The following is a 21,275-nucleotide window of genomic DNA, read 5'->3' as shown; positions in this document are numbered from 1 at the left end:
AAGTAGAATGAACCCAAGAGACTTCCAAGAATTATCTGACCATCTGCAGACTGGCTTGACGAAACAGTACGAAGAATCGCAGAAAAAACACGAACTTGAAGCAATTACAACACGACTCGATGCTTTATTTGTCGAACTTGAGCACCAAGACAGTGTCGCTTTTCCGATATTTAACGATGGAGATTCCGGTGGTTCAATGTCACATGCTATTATCGTTACTCGCCTAAAAGAACAACGCAAAACCACACGCAACACACCACAAATTGCATTTTTCGTAGCCGCTGAACCAGGGTCGGATGAAAAAGTATTTATAGCCAGTGTGGCGAAAATAAATGCTGTAAACGGGGAAGAATTCACAGTTACTGCATCGGGTACCGGGGGAGTCGGGACACAGCCTGTTTCTAGCATATTTGATTATGACGGAGGGTTAAAAGCTCGTGAAGGACAAGAGGACTTTACAATTTTCGGAAAAGTTATCCAGGAAATAACCTCTTCCACCTCTTAACATACGTTCAAAATTGTAGTATCGTATTAAAGTTTAGAATAATCAGTGGGAGAGTCGAACACTCGCTAGCACCACTAAAGGAGTTATACCATGGCAAAGAAAGCCGAACTATTAGCAGAAGCCCAAGACATGGGCCTCGATGTAACAGCAAAAAACACAATTGCAGAAATAAACGCAGCACTAGACACTGCTCGTGGAGCTGACAAGCCACACGACGCAGAACTAGCTGCCGAAGTTCAAGAAACTGAAGAAAAGATCGCTAAGGCCGGAAAACGAAGCAAAAAAGGCATTGAAGAAGCAGAAGAAAAAGCCGAAAAGATTGCTCGTCAACAAGGTGAATTGGACCAAGCAGAGTCTGAAGCCGACGAAGAAGCTGAAGTTAAAAAAGGACCTAAACCAAAGGTGCGTCCTTTAATCGAGCGACGAAGCAAAAAGTACCGTCAAGCAGCTGAAAAAATTGACAACTCAAAAGTCTATACACTTGAAGACGGCGTAAAACTTGCTCAAGAAACCTCGACCGTAAAATTTGACGCTTCAGTAGAACTGCACATTCGCCTGAATGTTGATCCTAAAAAGGCTGACCAAAACATTCGTGGAAGCCTCGTACTACCAAATGGCACAGGGAAGACCCAGCGAGTAGCTGTACTGGCAAGCGACGAAGACTTAAAAGCAGCTAAAGATGCTGGCGCAGACATGGCTGATAACCAAACACTTATGGCTGATCTTGAAAAAGGTGCTATTAACTTCGATGTGCTAATAGCCACTCCTGATCAAATGGCAAAACTTGGAAAATATGCCAAAACACTTGGCCCGAAGGGCTTAATGCCAAACCCGAAAAGCGGTACAGTAACAAAAAATGTCGCTAAAGCTGTTCAAGAAGCTAAAGCTGGCCGCGTAGAATACCGCGTTGATAAACATGGAATTATTCACTTAGCAGTAGGCAAAGTTAGCTTTAAAGACGCAGACTTAACTCAAAATATTCAAGCACTATTTAAAGCAATTAACGGCGCTCGACCAAACACAATTAAGGGTGACTACGTAAAATCAATTACCCTAAGCACCAGTATGGGCCCTGGGATACCACTCGAAAACAAACTTAGCTAAAGAAACAGTTTCTGCAAGCAGGACTGTAGTGGTAGGTGCCGTCTTCTGGCACAACGTCTGGCAAGCCGGTGCGAACTGGCTTGCCATCTTTTAAAATGACTGTAAATTGGGCACCCATGTTTTTACAAAGCTCACAGACAGCGCTGCGCTGCACAACTTCGTCTGGTCCGAGCTTTAGGACCTCAGCATAAAAGTCCGGTGTATTACCCATAGCACTAATATCGAGCGTACTGATCATTACCGTTTTGCCTGCCAGTAGCCACTTTTTAATGTACTTCACATCACTTGCTTCAAACATAAACGCCTCATCGATACCAATTATGTCGGTGTCTGTTAGCTCTGTATCAATTTGGCCTAGACTTTCGACTTTTCTAGCGGGTAATTCAGGCCCAAGGCGTGATTTTATGCCATCATCGCGCACATTAAGGTTGGGTTGAATCAATACGGCCTTTAGCGTGGTGTAGGTGTAGGCGCTCATTCTGCCTATTAACTCCAAGCTCTTGCCGCTTTTCATAGGACCAGTGATTACAATCAGTGACATTTGCTAAATCATAGCACTTTAATTACTAGATTGTCGCTCATGGTAAGATAAATACTGATTTAATATGAAAAATATTCTAAGACGAAGAAAATCACGCCAACAAAAAACAGCTGTCGAGTATTTTCGCTTTGCGGTGTTTGCCTTGTTTTTTGCTATCGCATTAATCTTTGTGGCACACGAAATTGAGAACACAACTCTAAAGTGGGTCGGCGTTTTACTGGCTATTTGGTACTTTATCGACATGATGGGCGACTTTATAACCATAGCCCACCAAGGCGGTAGTAGGCTCTATTTGCAGTTTTTTAAGCGCAATAAACGTTAGCAACTGGGTCGTCATTGCTATGCCTTGGTTTGGCTTTGATGCGATTATCGAATCGATACGTCTGCCAATTAATAGCAATTAATGTTGTAAATACTCTTGTAGCGCAACCCAAGTCAGTACGTTACACTAGAATGCAATCAGGGTGGCAGATATAAGGAGGGAACCTTTCGTGAATAGTACAGACAGCGTATTTAGTAATACTCAGATTGTTTCGGCATACCAACAGGGCCATATTGTTATTAACCCCTACAATCCCGACAATGTTAGCGAAGCCAGCTACGACGTTACGCTTGGTGAGTACTTTTATACAGTCGAAAAACTAGAAACCCGCACCGTCTATAACCCATTTGATGCCGATGAAGTACGACGGTATTTTGACGGGCCGCATAAAGCAATTACGCACCAACGGTGGATTGAAAAACACAACCTTAAACCATTCAACAATATCCCGCTTGACCACCCAATAATCGTACTTAAGCCACAAGAGCGTATTCTTGCCCATACCCATGAATTTATAGGCATTAAACCACCAGGAGCTTCTGAAATGCGCAGTCGATCAAGCTGGGGTAGAAACGGGCTAGCTGTTTGTTTTGACGCCGGTTGGATTGACCCAGGTTATATCAACCGTGTAACCATGGAAATTTATAACCTAAACCAGCACGAAAGTATCGTTTTGCCTGTCGGTGAACGCATAGCACAAATCGTATTTCACCATACTGGCCCCGTTGAAGGTAATTATGGCCTAGGCCGTGGAGGAATTAGCGGTAAGTACCAAAGTGGCACCGAGCTTGAAGATATTGTGCAGCGATGGCACCCAGAGCAAATGCTTCCAAAATCGTGGCTTGATAAAAGACAACTGCCTCAAGAAGTTGTTGTTTCACCGAAAAAATCAACAACACAACCATGGAATAAGGCAGATTAAACATGATTATTGAGCTTGAGGGACTAGACGGGGCAGGAAAAACTACGCAAGTTGAACTACTTAGAAACCGTTTAGAAAATTCGGGCTATCCAGCACAAGTTTTGCGATCGCCTGGCGGCAGTGGCTACGGTGAAGCGATTCGACCAATTCATTTAAGCGACATCGAACGGCCACCAGAAACTGACCTACTAGTAGTGGCTGGCCTGTTATCGGCAAATATTGCTCAGGCTAAATTTAATGCTCAAAACGAAATTGTAACTATTTTCGACCGTGGCTTGTCGAGTTTTTATGCCTATCAAGGTGCATCAGGAGTGAACAAACAAACTATAGATACTGTTTTACAGGTAATTGGAGCAGATCCAAGCGGCCCAAATGCACCAAACGTGCATATTATTCTTGACGTAGACTGGCAGATTGGCATGCAACGAATTAGTGGGCGCAAATTAGACGCTTGGGAAAAGCGTGGCGCCGAGTTCTTTACCAGAGTTCGTGAGCTCTACCGAGAAACTCCATATGGCGAAACAATTATTAATGCAAACCAAACTGTCGAAGAAGTCCACGAACAAATTTGGCAAACTGTAGAAGAAAAACTAAAGAAGGGATCATAGAGCGTGAGAGGTAAATACATCGTCCTTGAGGGTGGGGAAGGTGTAGGCAAGACGACACAGGCAAGGTTACTTGTGGAACACTTAAAGCAAGCAAATATAGACGCGGTAGTAATGCGTGAACCTGGAAGCACTCCTTTTGCTCAGGAGATGCGAAAATTAATTTTAGAAGGCCCACCGCGTAGCACTAAAGCAAACGTGCTTGCTTTTAACGCAGCCAGAGTAGAAGTGGTGCAAGAAATTAGTCAAATACTTAACAGTGGTAAGTGGGTTATTGCAGACAGGAGTTATCTATCAACTATTGTCTACCAAGGTCATGGTGAAGGACTAGATATTGAAAAGGTGCGTGCGGTTTGCGATTTTGCTACTGAACTTCAGAAACCTGATAAATTCATAGTATTAGATGTAGAGCCTGCTGTGGCTGTACATCGCAGAAACGAACGTGGAGTAACTGACTACTTCGAGGACATGAATTCACAGTTTCACGATACAGTCCGAGAAGGCTACAAAATAGAAGCAAAGCGAATGAGCGCTCCTGTACTTGATGCATCCGGCACCGTAGCTGAAGTTTCTGAGCTCATATGGGAAGAGGTGCGCCAGACAATCAACAAGCCAAGCAATTCAAAACCAATTGAAGACAGTGAACTTGTCGAAAAAGTAGACGGTCGTTACCAAATTACCCAAGCTGGCCTAGACTACCTAGATAAAGCCGTCACCAACACCACCGGCAACGTATACGCCTTTACTGGAGAGATGTCACCAATTACCGTGGCTGCTGCTATGGCTCGCTTAAGCCGGCGCGGTGACGACATGCGAGTTACTTTGCTAGATGAATTTGCAGGTAAAGCCGGTAAAGACGAAAATCTTCTTAAGCGAGTGATTACCGCCTACGGCGATGATTCTGTACAGCAGTTAACTGGAATGCATGTTGTCGTAGAAAACGCCTCTAATCTAATGACGAAAAAGCTGGAGTGGGGCCGCTTAGCTGCCTACTTAGAGCAATCTACTCGCTACATTTATTTTGATCAAAAAGACAAAAACGGCAACTATCGGTATTACACCCCAAATAATTTCGACTCCACAACAGCGCAGCATTACACCCAAACTATGGATCAAATATTTGATCGTTACTCGGAAATTGTACATAAATTAACGGATTATGTGCGCAGTAATGACGAAACTCCAGAGTCAGAACGTGACGTTGCCTGGAAAGGTGCAACTCGGGCTCAGGCCTGTGACGCTGCTCGGCCACTTCTACCAGTAGCAACAACCGCTACAGTTGGTATTTTTGCCAGCGGTCAGGCATTAGAAGCGTTAATTATGCGGCTCAGAAGCGAAGAACTAACAGAATCACAAACAGTTGGAAATCAACTACTCGACGAAGTCAGAAAAGTAGCGCCAACCTTTTTTGAACGAGCCGACAAGCCCGATCGAGGCGGAGCCACAAGTGCCTACATGGCTACGAAGCGAAACAATCTTAAAAAGCTCGTAGAGGAGTCGTTGCCGTCATATAGTAATGATTATCCAGCATCAACTCTCGTTGATGTGTCCCACCGAAACGAAATCGATATTGTGCCATATATGCTATACGAACAGTCGAACCTAAGCCTTGATGAGATCATGAAAGAAGTAAACTCATGGTCGTATGATAAAAAAGTAGCTGTTTTTAATGAGTACATTGGCGAGCGACTCAATCGTCGCCACAAACCAGGGCGAGCATTAGAGCACATTCACTATACCTGGGACATTGTCTGCGACTACGGCATATTCCGCGACCTACAGCGCCACCGAATTGTCGACGGTCTTGAGTGGCAACTCCTTACTCCGCGCTATGGCTATGAAATTCCTGACCTGGTAGAAGAAGCAGGTTTGAGTGATTTGTTTGAGGAATGTTTTGACTTAAGCTACGAGCTGTACAGTCGACTACAAGCGCTTGGAATGTATGAAGAGGCACAATACGCAACCTTAATGGGGCACAAAATGCGCTGGAAAATAACGTACAACGCTCGTCAGGCGTTTCATTTTCACGAATTACGCAGTGCGCCACAAGGCCACCCAGGCTACCGCCGATTAATTAACCAGCTACACGAGCGCTTAAGTGAAGTTCACCCAAATATTGCTGCAGCTATGAAATTCGTCAATAAAGACGAAGACCCTGAGCTAACTCGCTTGGCAGCCGAACGCTACACCCAGTTTAAGTTGCAGCAGCTACAATAGCAGCTTGAATTCTTTCGGCTTTTTTAAGTTTTCCTTGCAGCGTTTTATCATATTTTCCTGATACATAAGCTGCGTGGTAATACGATTTAGCGAGTTCAACAAGCTGCTCGTCTTGACGCTGTTGAGCAACATCACGAATACAGTCTCCTAGAAACTGCCGCATACCTTTAGTGTCGGGCATAGCACAACCATATTGCGTTATCGTATGCAACAAATCGCTATTTTCTATGCCTGGTAATTGAGCCCAGAATTTTACGTTTGTTCTGAATTTTTTTAGATCTGGATTAAGGCGTTGCCTGGTTTCAGGGTATGGATTTGCAGCAGTAAGCCCGTCAATTGCTGCCGCTACTTCTAGAAAATAGCCGCTTACTAACGCTTCATGGAAATAGTGGTAGGTAAACAAAGCCTGTCGCCCATATGTTGGCGTCATGAGAGTTGCAAAGGGTAGCGTGTGACCAAGATACGGCAGGTCGAGCTTACCGCCACTTGCCTGAATAGCGTGTTGTTTTGCGTCATATGTTTTAAAGTTTACCGTTAAACCGTGACTATCGTTCATTTCACGCAGCCCTTGCTGCTCTAGGTGCTCATAATCAAACATTGTCGACGCAACACTGCTAGGCGTCCCGTCATCAAACAGCCACATTGCTTTTGTTTCACCGTTGATTATGTGGTGTCTATTGTTTTCACCAAGCACCATGTTAAAGGCATGCCCGTTGCTAAAAACAATTCGTGAGTCAAACCCACATCGATCAAGGCTATCGGCGATTAACCATGTAAATGTAAAGCAGTCTCCTTCAGGCTTACGTTCCCACGGCATAACGTCCGGCTGAAAACGGACACATGACCCTACGGCCTCAGCGATAGAAGTAATAGTAGCTATCTCGTGGTCTGCAGTAGCGCTTTCTGGCTCGCTAGCATCATAATGTTCAGCAATACTATCAACTAAACTAGCCAGCTGGGCTCGGGCATTACTAGAGCGATGAAATTCTAATAGTTCACCGTTTGTATCTGGTGGTTGAAAATTGCACCTAATTTCACTCATTGAACTCGAATATGAAGTATATTGACTAAAAGTCAAGAGCGATGTATTGTTATGTACGATTACTTCCAAAGACAGTAGCGTTCGCTATAAGTGAATATAAGAAGCTACCGAGGCAGTGAAACATAATGTTTTACGATTCGATTCTTTGGCAGTAGGCGCCAAAGTTTTTTTTAATTCTGAGGCAAAAAGTATTAACAAAGAGGTGATTAATGGCAATATCTCGGATCAAAAAAGAAGAGATTGTTGCTGAGATCAGTGATTTACTAGCACAGTCAAAGATGACTGTATTGGTCGACTACTCAGGTTTAGGTGTTAAGCAGTTCCAAGAACTGCGAAGACGAGCAAAAGCTGAAGGTGTAACGATTACAGTGGCAAAGAACCGTTTGGTTAAACTTGCCCTTAGTAAGAATGACACCCTCAAAGACGTAGACGACTCAATGCTAACAGGTCAACTTGCGATAGCATTTGGCGTAGAAGACGAAGTAGCACCGGCCCAAATTTTGGCTCAGTTTGCGAAAGAATTCAACGCATTAGAATTCGTAGGGGGCTTTAATGCAGACGGCGAAGTCTTTGATGCAAGTCAAATTACTGCACTTTCAAAACTACCGAGCAAAGACATTTTGCGAGGACAAGTGGTTGGCACAATCGCTGCACCGCTTACCGGTTTTGTGGGAGTGCTCAGTGGCAATATTCGTTCGTTAGGTTATGTACTTAACGCACGCAAACAACAATTAGAAGGCTGAAATTCTTAAGAATTTCAGGTAAAAAGTTCATAAAGTAATAAAGTATAAGGAAATAATATGGCAGACGACAAATCTACTGAGTCAGCACCAGCTGAAGAAAAGAAAGAAATTCCAAAAAAGTTTGAAAAACTTGTAAAAGAAATCGAAGAACTAAGCGTTCTCGACCTAAGCGAACTTGTAAGTGTTCTTGAAGATCACTTCGGTGTAAGCGCTGCTGCACCAATGGCTGTTGCTGCTGCACCAGCTGCAGGCGGTGAAGAAGCTGCTGAAGACGCTAAGAGCGAATTCGACGTAATGCTTAAAGAAGCAGGCGGTCAAAAAGTTGCAGTTATTAAGGCTGTTAAAGACATTACTGGTCTTGGCTTAGCTGACGCAAAAGCTATCGTTGACGGCGCTCCTAAAGCCGTTAAAGAAAAAGTAAGCAAAGAAGAAGCTGAAGAAGCAAAAGCTAAGCTTGAAGAAGCTGGCGCTACTGTTGAATTAGCATAGAAGACTTGCTAAACATATTAAAAAAGGGGCTGCATGCCCCTTTTTTAGTGTTTGATTTTTATTTATTAAAGTCTATGTTTCTATCGCAGGCACCTGTATAAGCCACGCTCTTGCCGCCATCCGGCTCTTTATTAAGGACACCGACAAGTGCACAATTTCCTGCGGCACACTCGAAAGTTAGACTTCTATCAGTCTCGCTCACTATTGCTTGTTCAAAAGCTTCAATACCCATTTCGTCAATCTCACCATCCTTAGGTTCGGTGGTTAACTGATCGACAACACTGCCGACACATGGTGGCGGTATTCTTCTTGTTCCAAGCTCAGAATAAGTTGGGGCTTCCATAAATTCTCTTTCGTATGCTTCCATAAATTCTCCTTCGTACAGTGTAGGTATACTATATACTAACTATGTGGTTTGACAAACGAAGGGTGTGATTTATCCACAGCATAATTGACTACTCTGATATAATCTGTTACGTTTAAACCAATATCAGATTTAAAACAAAATCGATAGGTATGTAACAAACATGGCAGAACTAGCAGATAAGCAGGTTAAACGCCTGCGAAAATTAATTGATGAGGCAGAGACAAATTTGGCGGCCGCTAAAGAGCTGCTTATTAGTTTATTGGGCGACGATGAAGTCGTTGTACCTCAAGAAGCTCCAACTGGAAAAGTAATCGAAGGTGTCTTTGACGGTCAAAGCATGATGGGTCCAGACGGAAAACAATATCCAGTCCCAGCCAACTACGCGTCTAAATCTAAATTAGTCCAAGGCGATATTCTAAAACTCACCATCAGTGACGACGGCGGCTTTACCTACAAGCAAATTGGTCCAGTACCGCGTAAAACAATTATCGGCACCCTTATTATGGAAGACGGTCAATACTTTGTTGATGTAAATGGTAAGATGTACCACGTCTTAATGGCCTCTGTAACCTACTTTAGAGCACAAAAAGGCGACCAAATCAGTGTAATTGTCCCAGAAGACGACACAGACGCTGACTGGGCTGCAATCGAAGCTGCAATTTAATCTTTTTAGTATAAGTTTTCCCAGTTATTCACATTAAGGTGTTTTATTGTAGTGAATTTAAAACCCTGCCCATAGCCACACTTCGGTTATACTGATATGTACTAAACAAGTGAGGGATTCCACGTGTCGCAACCTGTTGCACTGTATCGCAAATACCGTTCAAAATCGTTTGACGAACTAATTGGCCAAGACCACATTACGACAACACTTAAAAACGCTCTTAAAAAGGGTTCAATTTCGCATGCTTATTTGTTCACCGGTCCGCATGGTGTCGGAAAAACCTCCACTGCCCGAATTTTTGCTCATGCCATTAACGATATCGAATTCCAGGACGAAGGCACACAATATTTAGATATCATCGAAATCGATGCAGCAAGTAACCGACGTATCGAAGAAATTAGGAACCTGCGCGAAACTATTCACGTTGCGCCAAGCCAGCTTAAATACAAGGTCTATATTATTGACGAAGTTCATATGCTCACTAAAGAGGCCTTTAACGCGTTGCTTAAAACACTAGAAGAGCCACCAGCGCATGCAGTATTTATTTTAGCTACTACCGAGGCGCATAAATTACCAGCTACAATTATTTCTCGAACTCAACGACACAGCTTTAAGCCAATTAACACCAAAGAGGCTATAGAGCACATTCATGCCGTAGCTAAACAAGAGGATATTACAATAGATTCAGAAGCAGCCCAGATCGTTGCGGAGCAAGGTAAAGGCAGTTTTAGGGATATTCTGTCTCTGCTTGATCAAGCTGCTCACTCCAGCGGCAAAAACATCAACAAACAGAGTATTTTAGACATGCTTGGTTTATTAGCCGTAGAGTCTATTCAGCAGTTGGTTGATGCCATTGAGGCTAACGATACTCATGCCGCCTTTAGCGTGCTTGAGGATTTTTATGAGCAAGGCACAACAGCGCAATCAGTCGCGGCTCAGTTGATTCAATATTGGCGCCAGCAAATGCGCTCTCAGCCAGCTAGTGTTAACCCGGCGGCTGTTGATGCAATGATGAAGGTGCAAATTAGCCATAGTCCAGAAATCGCCTTAGAACTAGCCATGGTTAATCTTACAATTGACACCCCAGTACGCAGTGCTCCAGCAGTGTCACAGCAACCACGCCCCTCACCGCAGCCTACAAAACCAGCACCATCTATAGTTCGCTCAAAAACTAAGACACCACCGACGACAAAACCAAAGCCAGCTGGCGACCAGCCAGAACCCTCAACCCAAGCAGCCAAATCTAAAACATTACCCAGCCAACCTCTAGAGTCCTACGATATCGACCTTGCAACTGACTGGCCGAGAGTTATTGAAAAAGCACGAAATAAAAGTCACAGCTTATTTAGCTCTCTGCGGCAGTCTACGGCTTCAATGCAAGACAATATTCTTGTTTTGGCGTTTCGATTTCCGCTTCATCTAAAAAAAGTCCGTCAAAGTTCGGTGTCCAAGGATTTTGAAGCGGTGCTAACAGAGGTGTTCGGAGGCTTAGTACCATACGAAACAGTACTGGCAGACAAAAAAATACCGTCGCAAAAAACAAGCCAAAAGGAAGACAGACCAGCTTCCTTAAAGAAAGTAACTGATATACTTGGTGGCGATGTTATAGAATTAGGGGCATAGAGTATGGCAGATCCAAAAATTCCACCACAAAATATTGAAGCCGAAAAGAGTTTAATCGGCTCAATCCTACTTGATAGTGATACGTTAGTGCGCATTGGCGATGTTCTGGTAGCCGAAGATTTCTATGAGCAGCGACATCAAACAATTTACGAAACAATTCTAGATTTATATGAAAAACGTCGTCCTATCGACGTTTTAACTATTTCTAATCGACTGAAAGAAATCGAGCAATTAGAAATAATTGGCGGAAGTGCTTATTTAACAGATCTGGTCAACGGCGTACCGACAGCGACTCATGCGCCGCATTATGCTGAAATAGTTCATAAAAAGGGAACATTACGTCGGCTCATACAGGCATCGAGCGACATAATTAATTTAGGCTACGACGAGTCAGCTGAAACAGGTGAGCTACTAAGCCAAGCTGAAGAGCGTCTGTTTAAAGTTAGCCAACAAAATATTCGTCAAGACATTTCATCAATTGAAGAAATCCTTGACGGTAGTTTTGAGCGACTGGATGAACTTCACAAAAACAAGGGTGGGTTACGAGGAATCGCTACCGGCTTTAACGACCTAGACAATAAATTAGCTGGGCTGCAGCGATCCGACATGATCGTCTTGGCGGCTCGACCTGCGATGGGTAAAACAACACTGGCGCTAAACATTGCCCAGCATGTTGCTACCAAAGAACGCCAACCTGTTCTTATTTTCAGTCTGGAAATGAGTAAAGAACAGCTTGTTGACAGAATGCTGTCTGCAGAGTCAGGTATTGACGCCTGGAACCTCCGTACCGGACGTTTAACCGATGCAGATTTTCAAAAACTTGGCGAAGCCATGGGTAGCTTAAGTGAAGCTCCTATATTTATAGATGATACGCCGGGCATCAGCGCCTTAGAAATGCGCACCAAAGCTCGACGCGAACAGCACAAGCATAACCTTGGTTTAATTATTATCGACTACTTACAATTAATGAGTGGTTCAACAAAAAGTGACGGTAACCGTGTGCAAGAAATTTCAGAAATATCTCGGGGCATTAAAGCCTTAGCCAGGGAGCTAAATGTGCCGGTGATTGCCTTGAGTCAGCTGTCTCGTACTGTAGAGCAACGAAGCCCTCAAATTCCTCAATTATCCGACCTGCGTGAGTCAGGCTCGATCGAGCAGGATGCCGACCTTGTTATGTTTGTATACCGCGAAGATTATTATAATGAAGAAACAGAACGTCGCCATATTACAGACCTAATTATCGGAAAGCACAGAAATGGTCCAACTGGTAAAGTAGAATTGTTCTTCCACCCAGAACAGTTGGCATTTAGAAACCTTGATCGAAGACATGAATCAGTAGAAATTCCTGCAGAACTATGAACAATAAAAAAGAAAAATTAATTATTTTAGAAAACGACGTCGGCAGTGGCGTAAAGTCGTTTAGTTTTTTAGCCGTTCTGAGCGCGTTACTGGTTTGGTTTACCAGTATGATGCCTGTCTTATTCACAAAGCTTGAAGCATCGCAGTTTCAGCAGTCGTACCAAAACACTTTCGGTTTTGACCTTATGCATGTGCCAATGTCGGTTATTGATTTACCGTATTGGCTTTTGCAATTAAACACCGTGGAGCTATTAGGTTCAGGGTCCGTTGCTCGATTTATACCAGTACTGTTGTCGATGGGCGGTATTTTTAGTTTCTTTATACTACTTAAACTATGGTTTGGCACCAAAGACGCGTTGATTGGCACTACCTTACTTGCAACCAATATTGGCTTTTTACTAGCTGCTACGTCAATTCAAGCATCACTTGGCTATCTAGTAATTGTGCTGTGTCTTGGTTTAATAGGCGTCACCCAGTTAAGTCGAGGCCGAAGCCAAGCAATTGTATTGGTTGTTTTAAGCATGCTCCTGGCACTCTATGCTGGAGTATATGGCTGGATTTTTATATGTATTCTTGCTTTGGCGTTACTGCGTGTCACGAAACTCACTAAGATCCAACTAAACACAGGACATCGTGTATCGGTTATTGTAATGTTCTTGTTGGCATTACCGTTTATGATTTTCCTTGTCCGGAGCTACCCGCAATTGTGGCCGTGGTCAGAAATAACCACCGACTCACTACTATCAAACGTAGAGCAAATTGGACGGTTCGTAGCTATTGGAGCCAATAATCCACTTACTATGCCCACTCAGTGGGGGCTATTGTCCTTTGCCGAAATTACATTACTGCTGCTAGGCGTACTGCTGCTGCGACGGAAGTTCAAAGCTAACCGTTACAAAATTATGAGTGCGTTATTGATCGGCTCTGTTGTAGTTGGTGTTATTCACGGCGTGAGCATCGAGTTTATTGGCGCTTTCTTACCTATAGCTATAATTTTTATTATTGGCGGGGTTCGCTACATACGGGACAGCTGGCACTTAATACTGCCTCGAAATAAAACAGGAAAAACCACAGCCATTGCTATGGTGTGGATAGTTATTGCGGTTTTGCTGCTTTTAAACGTAAGTCGTAGTTTTTTGTTCTGGGGAAGAATTAGCGAAACTCAAAGCCAGTATAGCCAAGACATCACGCTTGAGTTTTAGTAGTCTAAGTCCTCTGACTACTGTACAATAACTATTTAGAACACAGATGTAATCCAACGAAGGAGCGGAGTAATGAGTAAATTTGATCAAGCTAAAATGGTTATGCAGATGCGTAAAGTACAGAAACAGCTCGCCAAAACAGTGGTTGAAGTTGAAGCTGGTGAAGGCGCTGTAAAAATTCAAATGACTGGCGAACAAAAAGTAAAAAATGTAGAAATCGATCCAGAAAAAGTTGATATAGAAAATATTGGCGAACTAGAAGACTGGCTTAAAGACGCCTTTCGAGATGCTATAAAAAATTCACAAGCCGAAGCTGCTGAGAAAATGAAACCATTCTTAGGCGGTGGAGGACTTGGTAATTTAGGGCTGTAGTAACGTAGTCAACTATGCTGCCAAAGGCTCTAAACACCCTTATTGATGAACTTAAATCGCTTCCTGGTGTTGGTTCGCGTAGTGCAGAGCGCTATGCTCTCGCCTTATTGTCTAAAGAACCCGGTGTGAGCTCTAAATTAGCTGATGCTCTAAAAAACCTGCACAACGGTGTGGCGTTTTGCCAAAAAACCTTTGTGTTTGTAGAACCAGGCCAAGATGTTTCTGAGCATTATCTCGACAATCACCGCGATAAAACCCAAGTGCTAGTGGTTGCTGACCCACTTGACGCGATCGCCATTGAAAAAACCGACCAGTTCAAAGGGACATATCATGTTCTTGGTGGACTTGTATCACCGCTAGATGGTATTCAGCCCGAGAATCTAACTATTAGTCAGCTCTTGCAGCGCATTAAAGACGACTCTGTCACCGAAGTAATCTTAGCTACTAATGCCAGTGTCGAAGGCGAATCTACCGCTCTGTACATTCAGCAGCACATTGACAATAACGCAGTTGACGTAACTCGATTGGCTCGTGGAATCCCGGTTGGCGTTGATATCGAATACACTGACAACCAAACGTTAGCCCGTGCCCTTGAACATAGACAGAAACTTAATATATAACGCTATGAATTACAGCGCTTTTAAAACCTTAGTCGAGCAATCAAGTACAATCACTGTTGTTCAAGCCGAAAACCCAGACGCTGACAGCCTCGGTTCTGCCATTGCACTTGGTGAAATACTGCAAAAACTCGGTAAAACTGTCCACCAACACTGCGCAGTCGATATTCCTAAATACTTACGATACATAAACGGCTGGGAGCAGGTTTCGGCAGAATTCGATACCAAGAGTGACTTAGTAATCATTGTCGATACCAGCGCTGAGTCGTTGGTAGAAAAAACCATGCAATTATTTGACATAACCACCACACCAACGGTTATTTTTGACCACCACAAGAGTGAAGCAACCATACAAAATGCGACTATCTTTAATGACCCAACAAAAGCTGCTACAAGCGAATTATTATACGAGTGCACTCAGGAACTCGAATGGGAAATCCCAGAAAATGCAGCCAAAGCGATGATTTACTCCATACTCGGCGACACCCTTGGCTTAACCAGCCACGGAACTACAAACTCTACCATTGCGACATTCTCTTCATTAGTGATTGATCACAATATTAATCTCGGCCAGCTCGATGAACGACGGCGAGAGCTCGGTAAAAAACCTTTTTCAATATTTAAATATAAACAAGCCTTAATGAGTAGAGTAGAGTTTCATTTTGACAATCAACTTGCAACTGTGGACATTCCATTAGAAGAAATTAAAGAGCACAGCGACTTGTACAACCCGGCCGCACTTTTTATGGAAGAGCTCCGGCCAGTTGAAGGTATTCGCATGGCGATTGCCTTCAAGGTTTACGAAGACCGTATAACAGCAAAACTACGCGAAATAAATGATGCTCCGTTTTGCAATCGTTTAGCTGAGCATTTTGGTGGAGGTGGGCACCCATTTGCAGCAGGCTTTAAAGTTAAAAGAACCGACTTAGCTGAACTTAAAAAAGAGGTTCTAAAGCAATTCTATGACCTATCGGAGCAAGCATGATGCAGGTCTACAACACTATGACCAGAAAAAAAGAGCCAATTCCAGATGCTCGACCAATTTCTATTTATGCCTGTGGCCCGACCGTTTATTTAAGTCCACATATTGGCAATTGGCGAAAGTTTGTCTTCGACGATACTCTGCGACGAGTGTTAGATTTTAATTTTGTTGATGTAGTACAAACTATGAATTTAACTGATGTAGGACACTTGGTTGGCGATGGCGACGAAGGTGAAGATAAACTGCAAAAAACCGCCACAGCGCAACGAAAAACCGCATGGGACGTGGCCGACCATTATATTGAAGAATTCAAGGACGGAGCACACGACTTAAACATAATAGCTCCCGAACACTTAGCTCGGGCAACAGAATACATCCAGCAACAAATTGGCCTTGTTCAAAACCTAGAAGACAAAGGCTACACCTACGTCATAGACGATGGTGTTTATTTTGATACGTCAAAATTGACTGATTACGGTAAGTTAGCTCGTTTAGATATAAAAAACCTCAAAGAGGGGGCTCGGGTACAAAAAAATGACCAAAAAAGGCAGCCAACTGACTTTGCGTTATGGAAGTTTTCTCCAAAAAACCACCAACGAGACATGGAATGGGAAAGCCCGTGGGGCGTAGGGTTCCCTGGTTGGCACGTTGAATGTTCGGCTATTGCCGCAGCTACCCTTGGCGAGTCTATCACCATACACACAGGTGGAATTGACCACATCCCCGTCCACCACACCAATGAAATCGCTCAGAGTGAGAGTGCTTTTGGCGTCGAGTTTGCAAAAATATGGATGCACAACGAATTCATTACAGTTGATGGTGAAAAAATGGCGAAATCAAAAGGGAATGTCTATACCTTGACCGACATCATTGAAAAAGGCTATGACCCGCTCGACCTACGTCTGCTCTATCTAGAATCGCATTACCGAACCCAAGCTAACTTTAGCTGGGACAGCCTAAGCGCCGCCAGCCGACGCTTGAACAGGTTCTATCAAACAATTGAACGTATATATCAGCCGAACTCTCAGCCAAGCTATGACCTATCGCAGCAGTCGGTTAAGTTAGACGAGTTGGTCGAGCATTTAAATAACGACCTCGACACACCACAAGCCTTAGTGTCGCTCGAAGAGTTTTTAAAGCACATTCAAGAATCATCTGTTACTGATTCTGCGCTTAAAGAAGTGAAGAAACAACTTAAACAAATTGACCAGCTGCTTGGGCTCGACTTTCTTGGGGTAATCGACATTGAACCCGAAGAAAAAGAGCTCGTTGATGCCTACGCATCGGCCAAAAAACAGAAAAACTACGACCAATCTGACGAGATACGATCCAAGCTGGCCAATGAACACGGCATTAAGCTGAGTGATAGTCCAAGCGGAATTATGTGGAGCAGAATCCTTTAACCTATGATTTGACCATTTTCTATAGGTTCATCGGCCGCTAGCAGACTAACATCGCCGTCTTCACCAATTGCACCAAGCACTAGACATTGACTCTTGAAACCAGCAATATCTTTTTCGGGGAAATTAACAACTGCCACAACTTTTTTATTCTTCAATTCGCCCACGGCATAGCGGTGCGTAAGCTGCGCGCTGGTGTGTAATGTGCCTAATTGTTCACCGAAGTCTATTGATAGACGATAAGCGGGTTTATGAGCTCGCTCGAATGGCCTGCACGCAATAATTGTGCCAACGCGTATATCCAGGGCACTAAACGTAGCAAAGTCTACAAGGGGCTTCATATTTTCCTTGCCTACGTTTGTGCGCGGTGGTTTTGCAAGTAATCAAGTAGTAAAATTCGAATCCAGGCAGCGACAGGTATCGCAAAGATAGCACCTAGTAACCCAGCCACAGAAACCCCAAGAATTGCTGCTACTAAAATAGCTAGCGGCGATAGCTCAACTGACTTGGCTTGTATTATCGGTTGAATAGCATTGTTTTCGACCTGTTGGTAAATCAAGAAGAATATAGCCATTATTACTGCGGCAGCCACTGATTCGAACAGTGCTACAGCCACAACCAAAACCGCTCCAAGCGTTGCGCCAATTAGCGGGATGAGCCCAAATAGACCAACTATGGCTGACATCGGAATAATAAACGGTATATCGATGCCAAATAGCTTAAGAATAGTCATCATAACCAGTGCGGACATGGCCGCAATAAAGGCGACTAGAAGCTGTCCATTCACATACCCAACCACAACTGCGTACATTTTTTGGGCAATATGTTGTCGATGCGAGCGATGTTCGCGAGGATGAATCGCCCAAAATCTCTCGATCCATTTAGGACCTTCAACAAGCATAAAGAAGGTAAGTACTAAAATGGTAAACAAGGCAATCGCACTCCCTGACAACCGCTGGAAGAAGTCTAATACTGGCCCGCCGGCATTGGTTAGGTTTTCGGTACTTAAGTTTTGCTGAACTTCTAGTAATTTATCTTCTAGCTCATAGCGACGAATCGTTTCGGAAATAAATCCGTCACCGGTGCGGATGTCTTGTATGTATTCTGGTAAATCACTTACAAAATCTTGAGTTTGGCTAATAAGTGGCGGCACAGTGAAGTAGGCAATAACTCCGATTAAAAATAGTACGACAGAATAAGAAAGCGCCGTTGCAGTACCTCTACTGCCACTTGGTAGTTTTGCAGCAACCATGCTAACAGGAGGGTTAAGAGCTAGAGCTAAGAAAAACGACACGACAATGAGCGTCAATGCACTGAGTGTTTGATAGACAAACAGAATGCTCATTACTATGATTGCCGCGATTCCCAGCAATTTAAAAATAGTTCGTGCTGATATATCTACATACACGACTTTACGGGTTTTAGTGTTTTTTGCCATAAGCTTAGTATTTCACTTTCAGGCCGCACTCGTCAATCTAGTAGTCTTCATCAGGGTTGTCTGTTTGCTTTGTACCCCAACGCCATTTTGGTTGAGGCCCATGTTGTTTAGCTACATAAAAAAGTACTGCAACCGTCAACGCTACTATTCCCAGAAAGGCAGCCACTTCTGCGGTAAAGGTGTTCTCAGGTACATCTTTTAAGATAACGACAGAACAAACAACTATAAACACAACCGCAGCCAATACAGTCAACCAACCTTCAATCGTTACCGGCACCCAGCCATAGCCGTAGCGTTTACGTTTAAACCATTGTTTTTTTGAAGATTGCGACATGCGCGTCGTCCTTTCATGCTTAGCTAAAAAAGTTATATGTATAGCTTATGTTAAAATTGCCAGTAACGATAATAAAAAGGCATGTAACCATGGACGAAAAAAACAAACCAACTGATGTGACATCAAAAAAATTCAAAGTAAACCTTAAACGAAAACGCAACTATAACAAAAAAATGATTATTGGTGGGGTAGCAAGTATTGTTCTAGTTGTTGTGGGCGGAATATACACGCTAAGCACTCAGTCCAGCACCACGCCACAGCAGGCTCAGTCCGAAACAACTGACGACGCACCGCAACAACTCGCCTCTGCACTAGGACTGGTTGAGGGCACCGTGCAATATAGCGCCGACGCCGAAGCCTGGAAAGACGCAGCGGGCGGCGAAACAGTTCCAGAAAGCTATTTCGTTCGTACACTAAACGAATCAAGAGCAGTTGTTCTATTTGACGATGGGAGTGCGCTCCGACTTGATGCCAATACTACTGTTCAACTCGAAACAATCGACAGCGACCAGACAAATGTACTGCTCGAAGATGGACAGGTGTATTCTCGAGTTGTAAAAAGCCAAAACAGAACATATGCAGTCGCTACCGACAGGGAACGATTCGAAGCGCTTGGAACAGCCTACAAAACTGCGACCGATGAAACTAAAGACACCGTAGAGGTTTACGAAAGCACCGTTAAAGTTGACTCGCAGGACACCGAAGTCGAAGAGGGCAATACCTACGACACTCAAAGCAAACAGGCTAATGCAATTGACTTAGCCAAGCTCGGCGAAGATGAGTTTGTCCAGTGGAATAAACAGAAAGATAGTGAAAATGAAGACTTTAAGTCAGCCCTTGGTGTGCTCGAAAAAGAAGTTACAAAAGAGGAGCCTGAAACAGAACCAACAAACGACTCATCGTCATCTTCAACGCCAGCTGCACCAGCCAGCATTAGTCTAAGCGGCACTGCAACCGACGATGGCGTAAAACTAAATTGGGTCTTATCAAACACGCAGTCCACTGACGGCTTTAAGGTAGTACGAGCACATTCAGACAGCACACCTACCTACAAAGAAAATACTTCCGTATATGTTAGCGGAGGGTCGTCCCGAAGTTCTGTAATTAATGTTAAAGACGGCAAAACCTACTATTTTAGAGTTTGTATCTATAGAGCAGCCTCTGGGTCATGCGACACCTACAGCAACACCATTCAAGTCCAAGCACCAGACAACCCAGTCGAAGCAGTAAAAAACGGCACGGTAAGTCTTTCTATTACTGACGCTACACTAAACTGGACATTTACTGGAACAGCGCCTCATGGCTTCAAGGTCGTTCTTAATACATCGGGTAACCCAAGCTACCCAGCGAACAGTATTCAGTATCTTGGCGCTGGCACAACCAGCTATACGCTACCCGACAAACCAGCCGGCAGCTACTATGTAAAAGTCTGTAAATATACTGCGTCTGACGTAGATGGCGGCTGCACAGACTACTCAAATCAAGTTGAATACATCGTCACCGAATAGTCTCCGGAAATATATTTTAGATCTCGTGGTCAGAATGCTGTTCGTCGCTGTGCTCGTCATCATCATGATGTTCGTCAGAGTGGTCATCGTTTAATTCGTCGTGGTCGGCGTGATCATGATCTTCACTTGTGTGATCATGATTCTGGCCTTGGTCGATATACTGATGCAGGACAGTCGTAACCATCGACACAGTCAGGGCTCCAAGAATAACAATAAGTGCTTGAGTGGTTGCAAGTTTATTAAGCTTTTGGTGTTGAATAGTTGGGAATATGTCACTGGCAGCAATATAGATAAAGAATCCCGCTACAAGACCAAGTACAATGTCGAGCCGAATATCAACGCCTTGTCCAAGCTGAAAGAAAATTATTGCAGCGACGGTTGTAGCCAGTGCACTGAAGATATTCACAAGCAAAACCTTTGTACGACTTAACCCTTTTGATATAAGTAAACCAAAGTCGCCAATTTCTTGAGGAATTTCATGTGCCGCTACAGCCATGGTTACGACAATTCCAGTTGATGGATCGACCAAAAAACCAGCCGCGATCGCTATACCATCAATAAAATTGTGAAGCGTATCACCAATAATAATCAGAGGTACATCTGGGTCGGTGTCATGTTCATCGCCTTCATGGTGGTGGTGAAACCAACGCAAAAACCGCTCTAAAACAAAAAATAGCAACATTCCAACCAGTGCAAATTGCAGAGCTACTTCAATATTGCCGCTGTGTGATGCTTCAGATAGTAGGTCTACAAAGGCTGCTGACAACAAGGCACCAGCCGCGAACGGTGTGGCATACATTGCAAGGGTATTGGCGCGTTTCTTGTTGGCAAGGAGTAAAAAACCACCGATCAACGAAAAAACACCACCGATTAACGAAAAGAATACGACTTGAACTAATGAGGACATTGCTACCACCTT

The 21,275-nt window shown here is 43.7% G+C and carries 24 protein-coding genes; 17 read left to right on the top strand and 7 right to left on the bottom strand.

The genetic code is table 11. From position 1 onward, the window contains the following. The first annotated feature begins 7 nt into the window (after window positions 1-7). Window positions 8-505 carry a hypothetical protein gene (locus tag EYO12_01310; GenBank protein ID HIA91740.1) on the top strand — a complete coding sequence of 166 codons (498 nt, stop codon included), beginning with the start codon at window positions 8-10 and terminating at the stop codon, window positions 503-505. A gap of 414 nt (window positions 506-919) precedes the next feature. Continuing rightward, window positions 920-1,609, top strand: coding sequence for a 50S ribosomal protein L1 (locus EYO12_01305; GenBank protein HIA91739.1), 690 nt, complete (start codon window positions 920-922; stop codon window positions 1,607-1,609). Here the strand turns inward: EYO12_01305 and EYO12_01300 are convergent. Continuing rightward, the gene (locus EYO12_01300; protein HIA91738.1) at window positions 1,602-2,150 is read right to left on the bottom strand and encodes a hypothetical protein; all 549 of its coding nucleotides are present in this window, start codon (window positions 2,148-2,150) and stop codon (window positions 1,602-1,604) included. The genes EYO12_01305 and EYO12_01300 overlap by 8 nt on opposite strands. 64 nt (window positions 2,151-2,214) lie before the next feature. Here EYO12_01300 and EYO12_01295 point away from each other — a divergent pair, with 64 nt between their 5' ends. The 4 genes from EYO12_01295 (at window position 2,215) to tmk (EYO12_01280) (ending at window position 6,216) form a co-directional block, all read left to right on the top strand. After that, complete coding sequence (locus EYO12_01295; protein ID HIA91737.1) at window positions 2,215-2,472, top strand: hypothetical protein; 258 nt, start codon at window positions 2,215-2,217, stop codon at window positions 2,470-2,472. A gap of 169 nt (window positions 2,473-2,641) precedes the next feature. Then, complete coding sequence (gene dcd / locus EYO12_01290; protein ID HIA91736.1) at window positions 2,642-3,394, top strand: dCTP deaminase; 753 nt, start codon at window positions 2,642-2,644, stop codon at window positions 3,392-3,394. A gap of 2 nt (window positions 3,395-3,396) precedes the next feature. Continuing rightward, a complete protein-coding gene (tmk, locus tag EYO12_01285) occupies window positions 3,397-4,002 on the top strand; it encodes a dTMP kinase (GenBank protein ID HIA91735.1) in 606 nt (201 codons plus the stop codon). Window positions 4,003-4,005: 3 nt separating this feature from the next. After that, window positions 4,006-6,216 carry a dTMP kinase gene (tmk, locus tag EYO12_01280; protein ID HIA91734.1) on the top strand — a complete coding sequence of 737 codons (2,211 nt, stop codon included), beginning with the start codon at window positions 4,006-4,008 and terminating at the stop codon, window positions 6,214-6,216. Here tmk (EYO12_01280) and EYO12_01275 read toward each other — a convergent pair. Next, window positions 6,194-7,258, bottom strand: a complete 1,065-nt coding sequence (locus tag EYO12_01275; GenBank protein ID HIA91733.1) for a hypothetical protein — start codon at window positions 7,256-7,258, stop codon at window positions 6,194-6,196. The two genes, tmk (EYO12_01280) and EYO12_01275, sit on opposite strands and share 23 nt — an antisense overlap. A 209-nt stretch (window positions 7,259-7,467) precedes the next feature. On the opposite strand from EYO12_01275, the gene EYO12_01270 reads away from it, so the two are divergent. Together EYO12_01270 and EYO12_01265 are read left to right on the top strand one after the other, a co-directional pair. Next, complete coding sequence (locus tag EYO12_01270; protein ID HIA91732.1) at window positions 7,468-8,001, top strand: 50S ribosomal protein L10; 534 nt, start codon at window positions 7,468-7,470, stop codon at window positions 7,999-8,001. A gap of 57 nt (window positions 8,002-8,058) precedes the next feature. Continuing rightward, on the top strand, window positions 8,059-8,490 hold the full coding sequence (locus EYO12_01265; protein HIA91731.1) for a 50S ribosomal protein L7/L12: 432 nt from the start codon (window positions 8,059-8,061) through the stop codon (window positions 8,488-8,490). 58 nt (window positions 8,491-8,548) lie between these two features. Here the strand turns inward: EYO12_01265 and EYO12_01260 are convergent, their stop codons facing one another. Continuing rightward, window positions 8,549-8,857, bottom strand: a complete 309-nt coding sequence (locus EYO12_01260) for a hypothetical protein (GenBank protein ID HIA91730.1) — start codon at window positions 8,855-8,857, stop codon at window positions 8,549-8,551. Between the two features lie 160 nt (window positions 8,858-9,017). On the opposite strand from EYO12_01260, the gene EYO12_01255 reads away from it, so the two are divergent. The 8 genes from EYO12_01255 (at window position 9,018) to EYO12_01220 (ending at window position 17,079) form a co-directional block, all read left to right on the top strand. Further along, window positions 9,018-9,521, top strand: coding sequence for a hypothetical protein (locus EYO12_01255; protein ID HIA91729.1), 504 nt, complete (start codon window positions 9,018-9,020; stop codon window positions 9,519-9,521). Between the two features lie 123 nt (window positions 9,522-9,644). Then, window positions 9,645-11,144, top strand: coding sequence for a DNA polymerase III subunit gamma/tau (dnaX, locus tag EYO12_01250; protein HIA91728.1), 1,500 nt, complete (start codon window positions 9,645-9,647; stop codon window positions 11,142-11,144). Between the two features lie 3 nt (window positions 11,145-11,147). Beyond that, entirely contained in the window at window positions 11,148-12,503 is a 1,356-nt protein-coding gene (dnaB, locus tag EYO12_01245) for a replicative DNA helicase (GenBank protein ID HIA91727.1), read from the top strand. Then, window positions 12,500-13,705 carry a hypothetical protein gene (locus tag EYO12_01240; GenBank protein ID HIA91726.1) on the top strand — a complete coding sequence of 402 codons (1,206 nt, stop codon included), beginning with the start codon at window positions 12,500-12,502 and terminating at the stop codon, window positions 13,703-13,705. Before dnaB ends, EYO12_01240 begins: the two co-directional genes overlap by 4 nt. A gap of 72 nt (window positions 13,706-13,777) precedes the next feature. Next, window positions 13,778-14,077 carry a YbaB/EbfC family nucleoid-associated protein gene (locus tag EYO12_01235; protein ID HIA91725.1) on the top strand — a complete coding sequence of 100 codons (300 nt, stop codon included), beginning with the start codon at window positions 13,778-13,780 and terminating at the stop codon, window positions 14,075-14,077. Window positions 14,078-14,091: 14 nt separating this feature from the next. Beyond that, on the top strand, window positions 14,092-14,697 hold the full coding sequence (recR, locus tag EYO12_01230) for a recombination protein RecR (protein ID HIA91724.1): 606 nt from the start codon (window positions 14,092-14,094) through the stop codon (window positions 14,695-14,697). 4 nt (window positions 14,698-14,701) lie between these two features. Next, entirely contained in the window at window positions 14,702-15,679 is a 978-nt protein-coding gene (locus tag EYO12_01225; protein HIA91723.1) for a hypothetical protein, read from the top strand. Next, entirely contained in the window at window positions 15,676-17,079 is a 1,404-nt protein-coding gene (locus EYO12_01220; GenBank protein HIA91722.1) for a cysteine--tRNA ligase, read from the top strand. Before EYO12_01225 ends, EYO12_01220 begins: the two co-directional genes overlap by 4 nt. On the opposite strand, the gene EYO12_01215 is transcribed toward EYO12_01220, so the two are convergent. From EYO12_01215 to EYO12_01205, 3 genes are read right to left on the bottom strand one after another with little or no spacing between them, the layout of a single operon-like run. Then, window positions 17,076-17,417, bottom strand: coding sequence for a tRNA-binding protein (locus tag EYO12_01215; GenBank protein HIA91721.1), 342 nt, complete (start codon window positions 17,415-17,417; stop codon window positions 17,076-17,078). The two genes, EYO12_01220 and EYO12_01215, sit on opposite strands and share 4 nt — an antisense overlap. A gap of 11 nt (window positions 17,418-17,428) precedes the next feature. Further along, window positions 17,429-18,514 (bottom strand): AI-2E family transporter, encoded by a 1,086-nt coding sequence (locus tag EYO12_01210; protein HIA91720.1) that lies wholly within the window; start codon window positions 18,512-18,514, stop codon window positions 17,429-17,431. A gap of 37 nt (window positions 18,515-18,551) precedes the next feature. Further along, a complete protein-coding gene (locus EYO12_01205) occupies window positions 18,552-18,848 on the bottom strand; it encodes a hypothetical protein (protein ID HIA91719.1) in 297 nt (98 codons plus the stop codon). 47 nt (window positions 18,849-18,895) lie between these two features. Between EYO12_01205 and EYO12_01200 the strand changes: the two genes are divergently transcribed. After that, window positions 18,896-20,356: a hypothetical protein gene (locus EYO12_01200; GenBank protein HIA91718.1), complete on the top strand. Its 1,461-nt coding sequence runs from the start codon at window positions 18,896-18,898 to the stop codon at window positions 20,354-20,356. A gap of 16 nt (window positions 20,357-20,372) precedes the next feature. Here the strand turns inward: EYO12_01200 and EYO12_01195 are convergent, their stop codons facing one another. Continuing rightward, window positions 20,373-21,263, bottom strand: a complete 891-nt coding sequence (locus EYO12_01195) for a ZIP family metal transporter (GenBank protein ID HIA91717.1) — start codon at window positions 21,261-21,263, stop codon at window positions 20,373-20,375. Window positions 21,264-21,275 lie beyond the last annotated feature (12 nt).

The organism is Candidatus Saccharibacteria bacterium (genome assembly GCA_012965045.1).
In the GTDB taxonomy this organism is placed as follows: domain Bacteria; phylum Patescibacteriota; class Saccharimonadia; order Saccharimonadales; family DTSZ01; genus DTSZ01.
The sequence above is the reverse complement of the archived record's forward strand: the minus strand, read 5'-3'. Positions and strand labels throughout refer to the sequence as shown.

What these genes read in the sequence shown, in the direction of transcription:
- EYO12_01310 (HIA91740.1), top strand. Translation starts at nt 8, where the DNA reads ATGAACCCAAGAGACTTCCAAGAATTATCTGACCATCTGCAGACTGGC.
- EYO12_01300 (HIA91738.1), bottom strand. Translation starts at nt 2,150, where the DNA reads ATGTCACTGATTGTAATCACTGGTCCTATGAAAAGCGGCAAGAGCTTG.
- EYO12_01295 (HIA91737.1), top strand. Translation starts at nt 2,215, where the DNA reads ATGAAAAATATTCTAAGACGAAGAAAATCACGCCAACAAAAAACAGCT.
- tmk (HIA91735.1), top strand. Translation starts at nt 3,397, where the DNA reads ATGATTATTGAGCTTGAGGGACTAGACGGGGCAGGAAAAACTACGCAA.
- EYO12_01275 (HIA91733.1), bottom strand. Translation starts at nt 7,258, where the DNA reads ATGAGTGAAATTAGGTGCAATTTTCAACCACCAGATACAAACGGTGAA.
- EYO12_01270 (HIA91732.1), top strand. Translation starts at nt 7,468, where the DNA reads ATGGCAATATCTCGGATCAAAAAAGAAGAGATTGTTGCTGAGATCAGT.
- EYO12_01265 (HIA91731.1), top strand. Translation starts at nt 8,059, where the DNA reads ATGGCAGACGACAAATCTACTGAGTCAGCACCAGCTGAAGAAAAGAAA.
- EYO12_01260 (HIA91730.1), bottom strand. Translation starts at nt 8,857, where the DNA reads ATGGAAGCATACGAAAGAGAATTTATGGAAGCCCCAACTTATTCTGAG.
- EYO12_01255 (HIA91729.1), top strand. Translation starts at nt 9,018, where the DNA reads ATGGCAGAACTAGCAGATAAGCAGGTTAAACGCCTGCGAAAATTAATT.
- dnaB (HIA91727.1), top strand. Translation starts at nt 11,148, where the DNA reads ATGGCAGATCCAAAAATTCCACCACAAAATATTGAAGCCGAAAAGAGT.
- EYO12_01240 (HIA91726.1), top strand. Translation starts at nt 12,500, where the DNA reads ATGAACAATAAAAAAGAAAAATTAATTATTTTAGAAAACGACGTCGGC.
- EYO12_01235 (HIA91725.1), top strand. Translation starts at nt 13,778, where the DNA reads ATGAGTAAATTTGATCAAGCTAAAATGGTTATGCAGATGCGTAAAGTA.
- recR (HIA91724.1), top strand. Translation starts at nt 14,092, where the DNA reads ATGCTGCCAAAGGCTCTAAACACCCTTATTGATGAACTTAAATCGCTT.
- EYO12_01225 (HIA91723.1), top strand. Translation starts at nt 14,702, where the DNA reads ATGAATTACAGCGCTTTTAAAACCTTAGTCGAGCAATCAAGTACAATC.
- EYO12_01220 (HIA91722.1), top strand. Translation starts at nt 15,676, where the DNA reads ATGATGCAGGTCTACAACACTATGACCAGAAAAAAAGAGCCAATTCCA.
- EYO12_01215 (HIA91721.1), bottom strand. Translation starts at nt 17,417, where the DNA reads ATGAAGCCCCTTGTAGACTTTGCTACGTTTAGTGCCCTGGATATACGC.
- EYO12_01210 (HIA91720.1), bottom strand. Translation starts at nt 18,514, where the DNA reads ATGGCAAAAAACACTAAAACCCGTAAAGTCGTGTATGTAGATATATCA.
- EYO12_01205 (HIA91719.1), bottom strand. Translation starts at nt 18,848, where the DNA reads ATGTCGCAATCTTCAAAAAAACAATGGTTTAAACGTAAACGCTACGGC.
- EYO12_01200 (HIA91718.1), top strand. Translation starts at nt 18,896, where the DNA reads ATGTTAAAATTGCCAGTAACGATAATAAAAAGGCATGTAACCATGGAC.
- EYO12_01195 (HIA91717.1), bottom strand. Translation starts at nt 21,263, where the DNA reads ATGTCCTCATTAGTTCAAGTCGTATTCTTTTCGTTAATCGGTGGTGTT.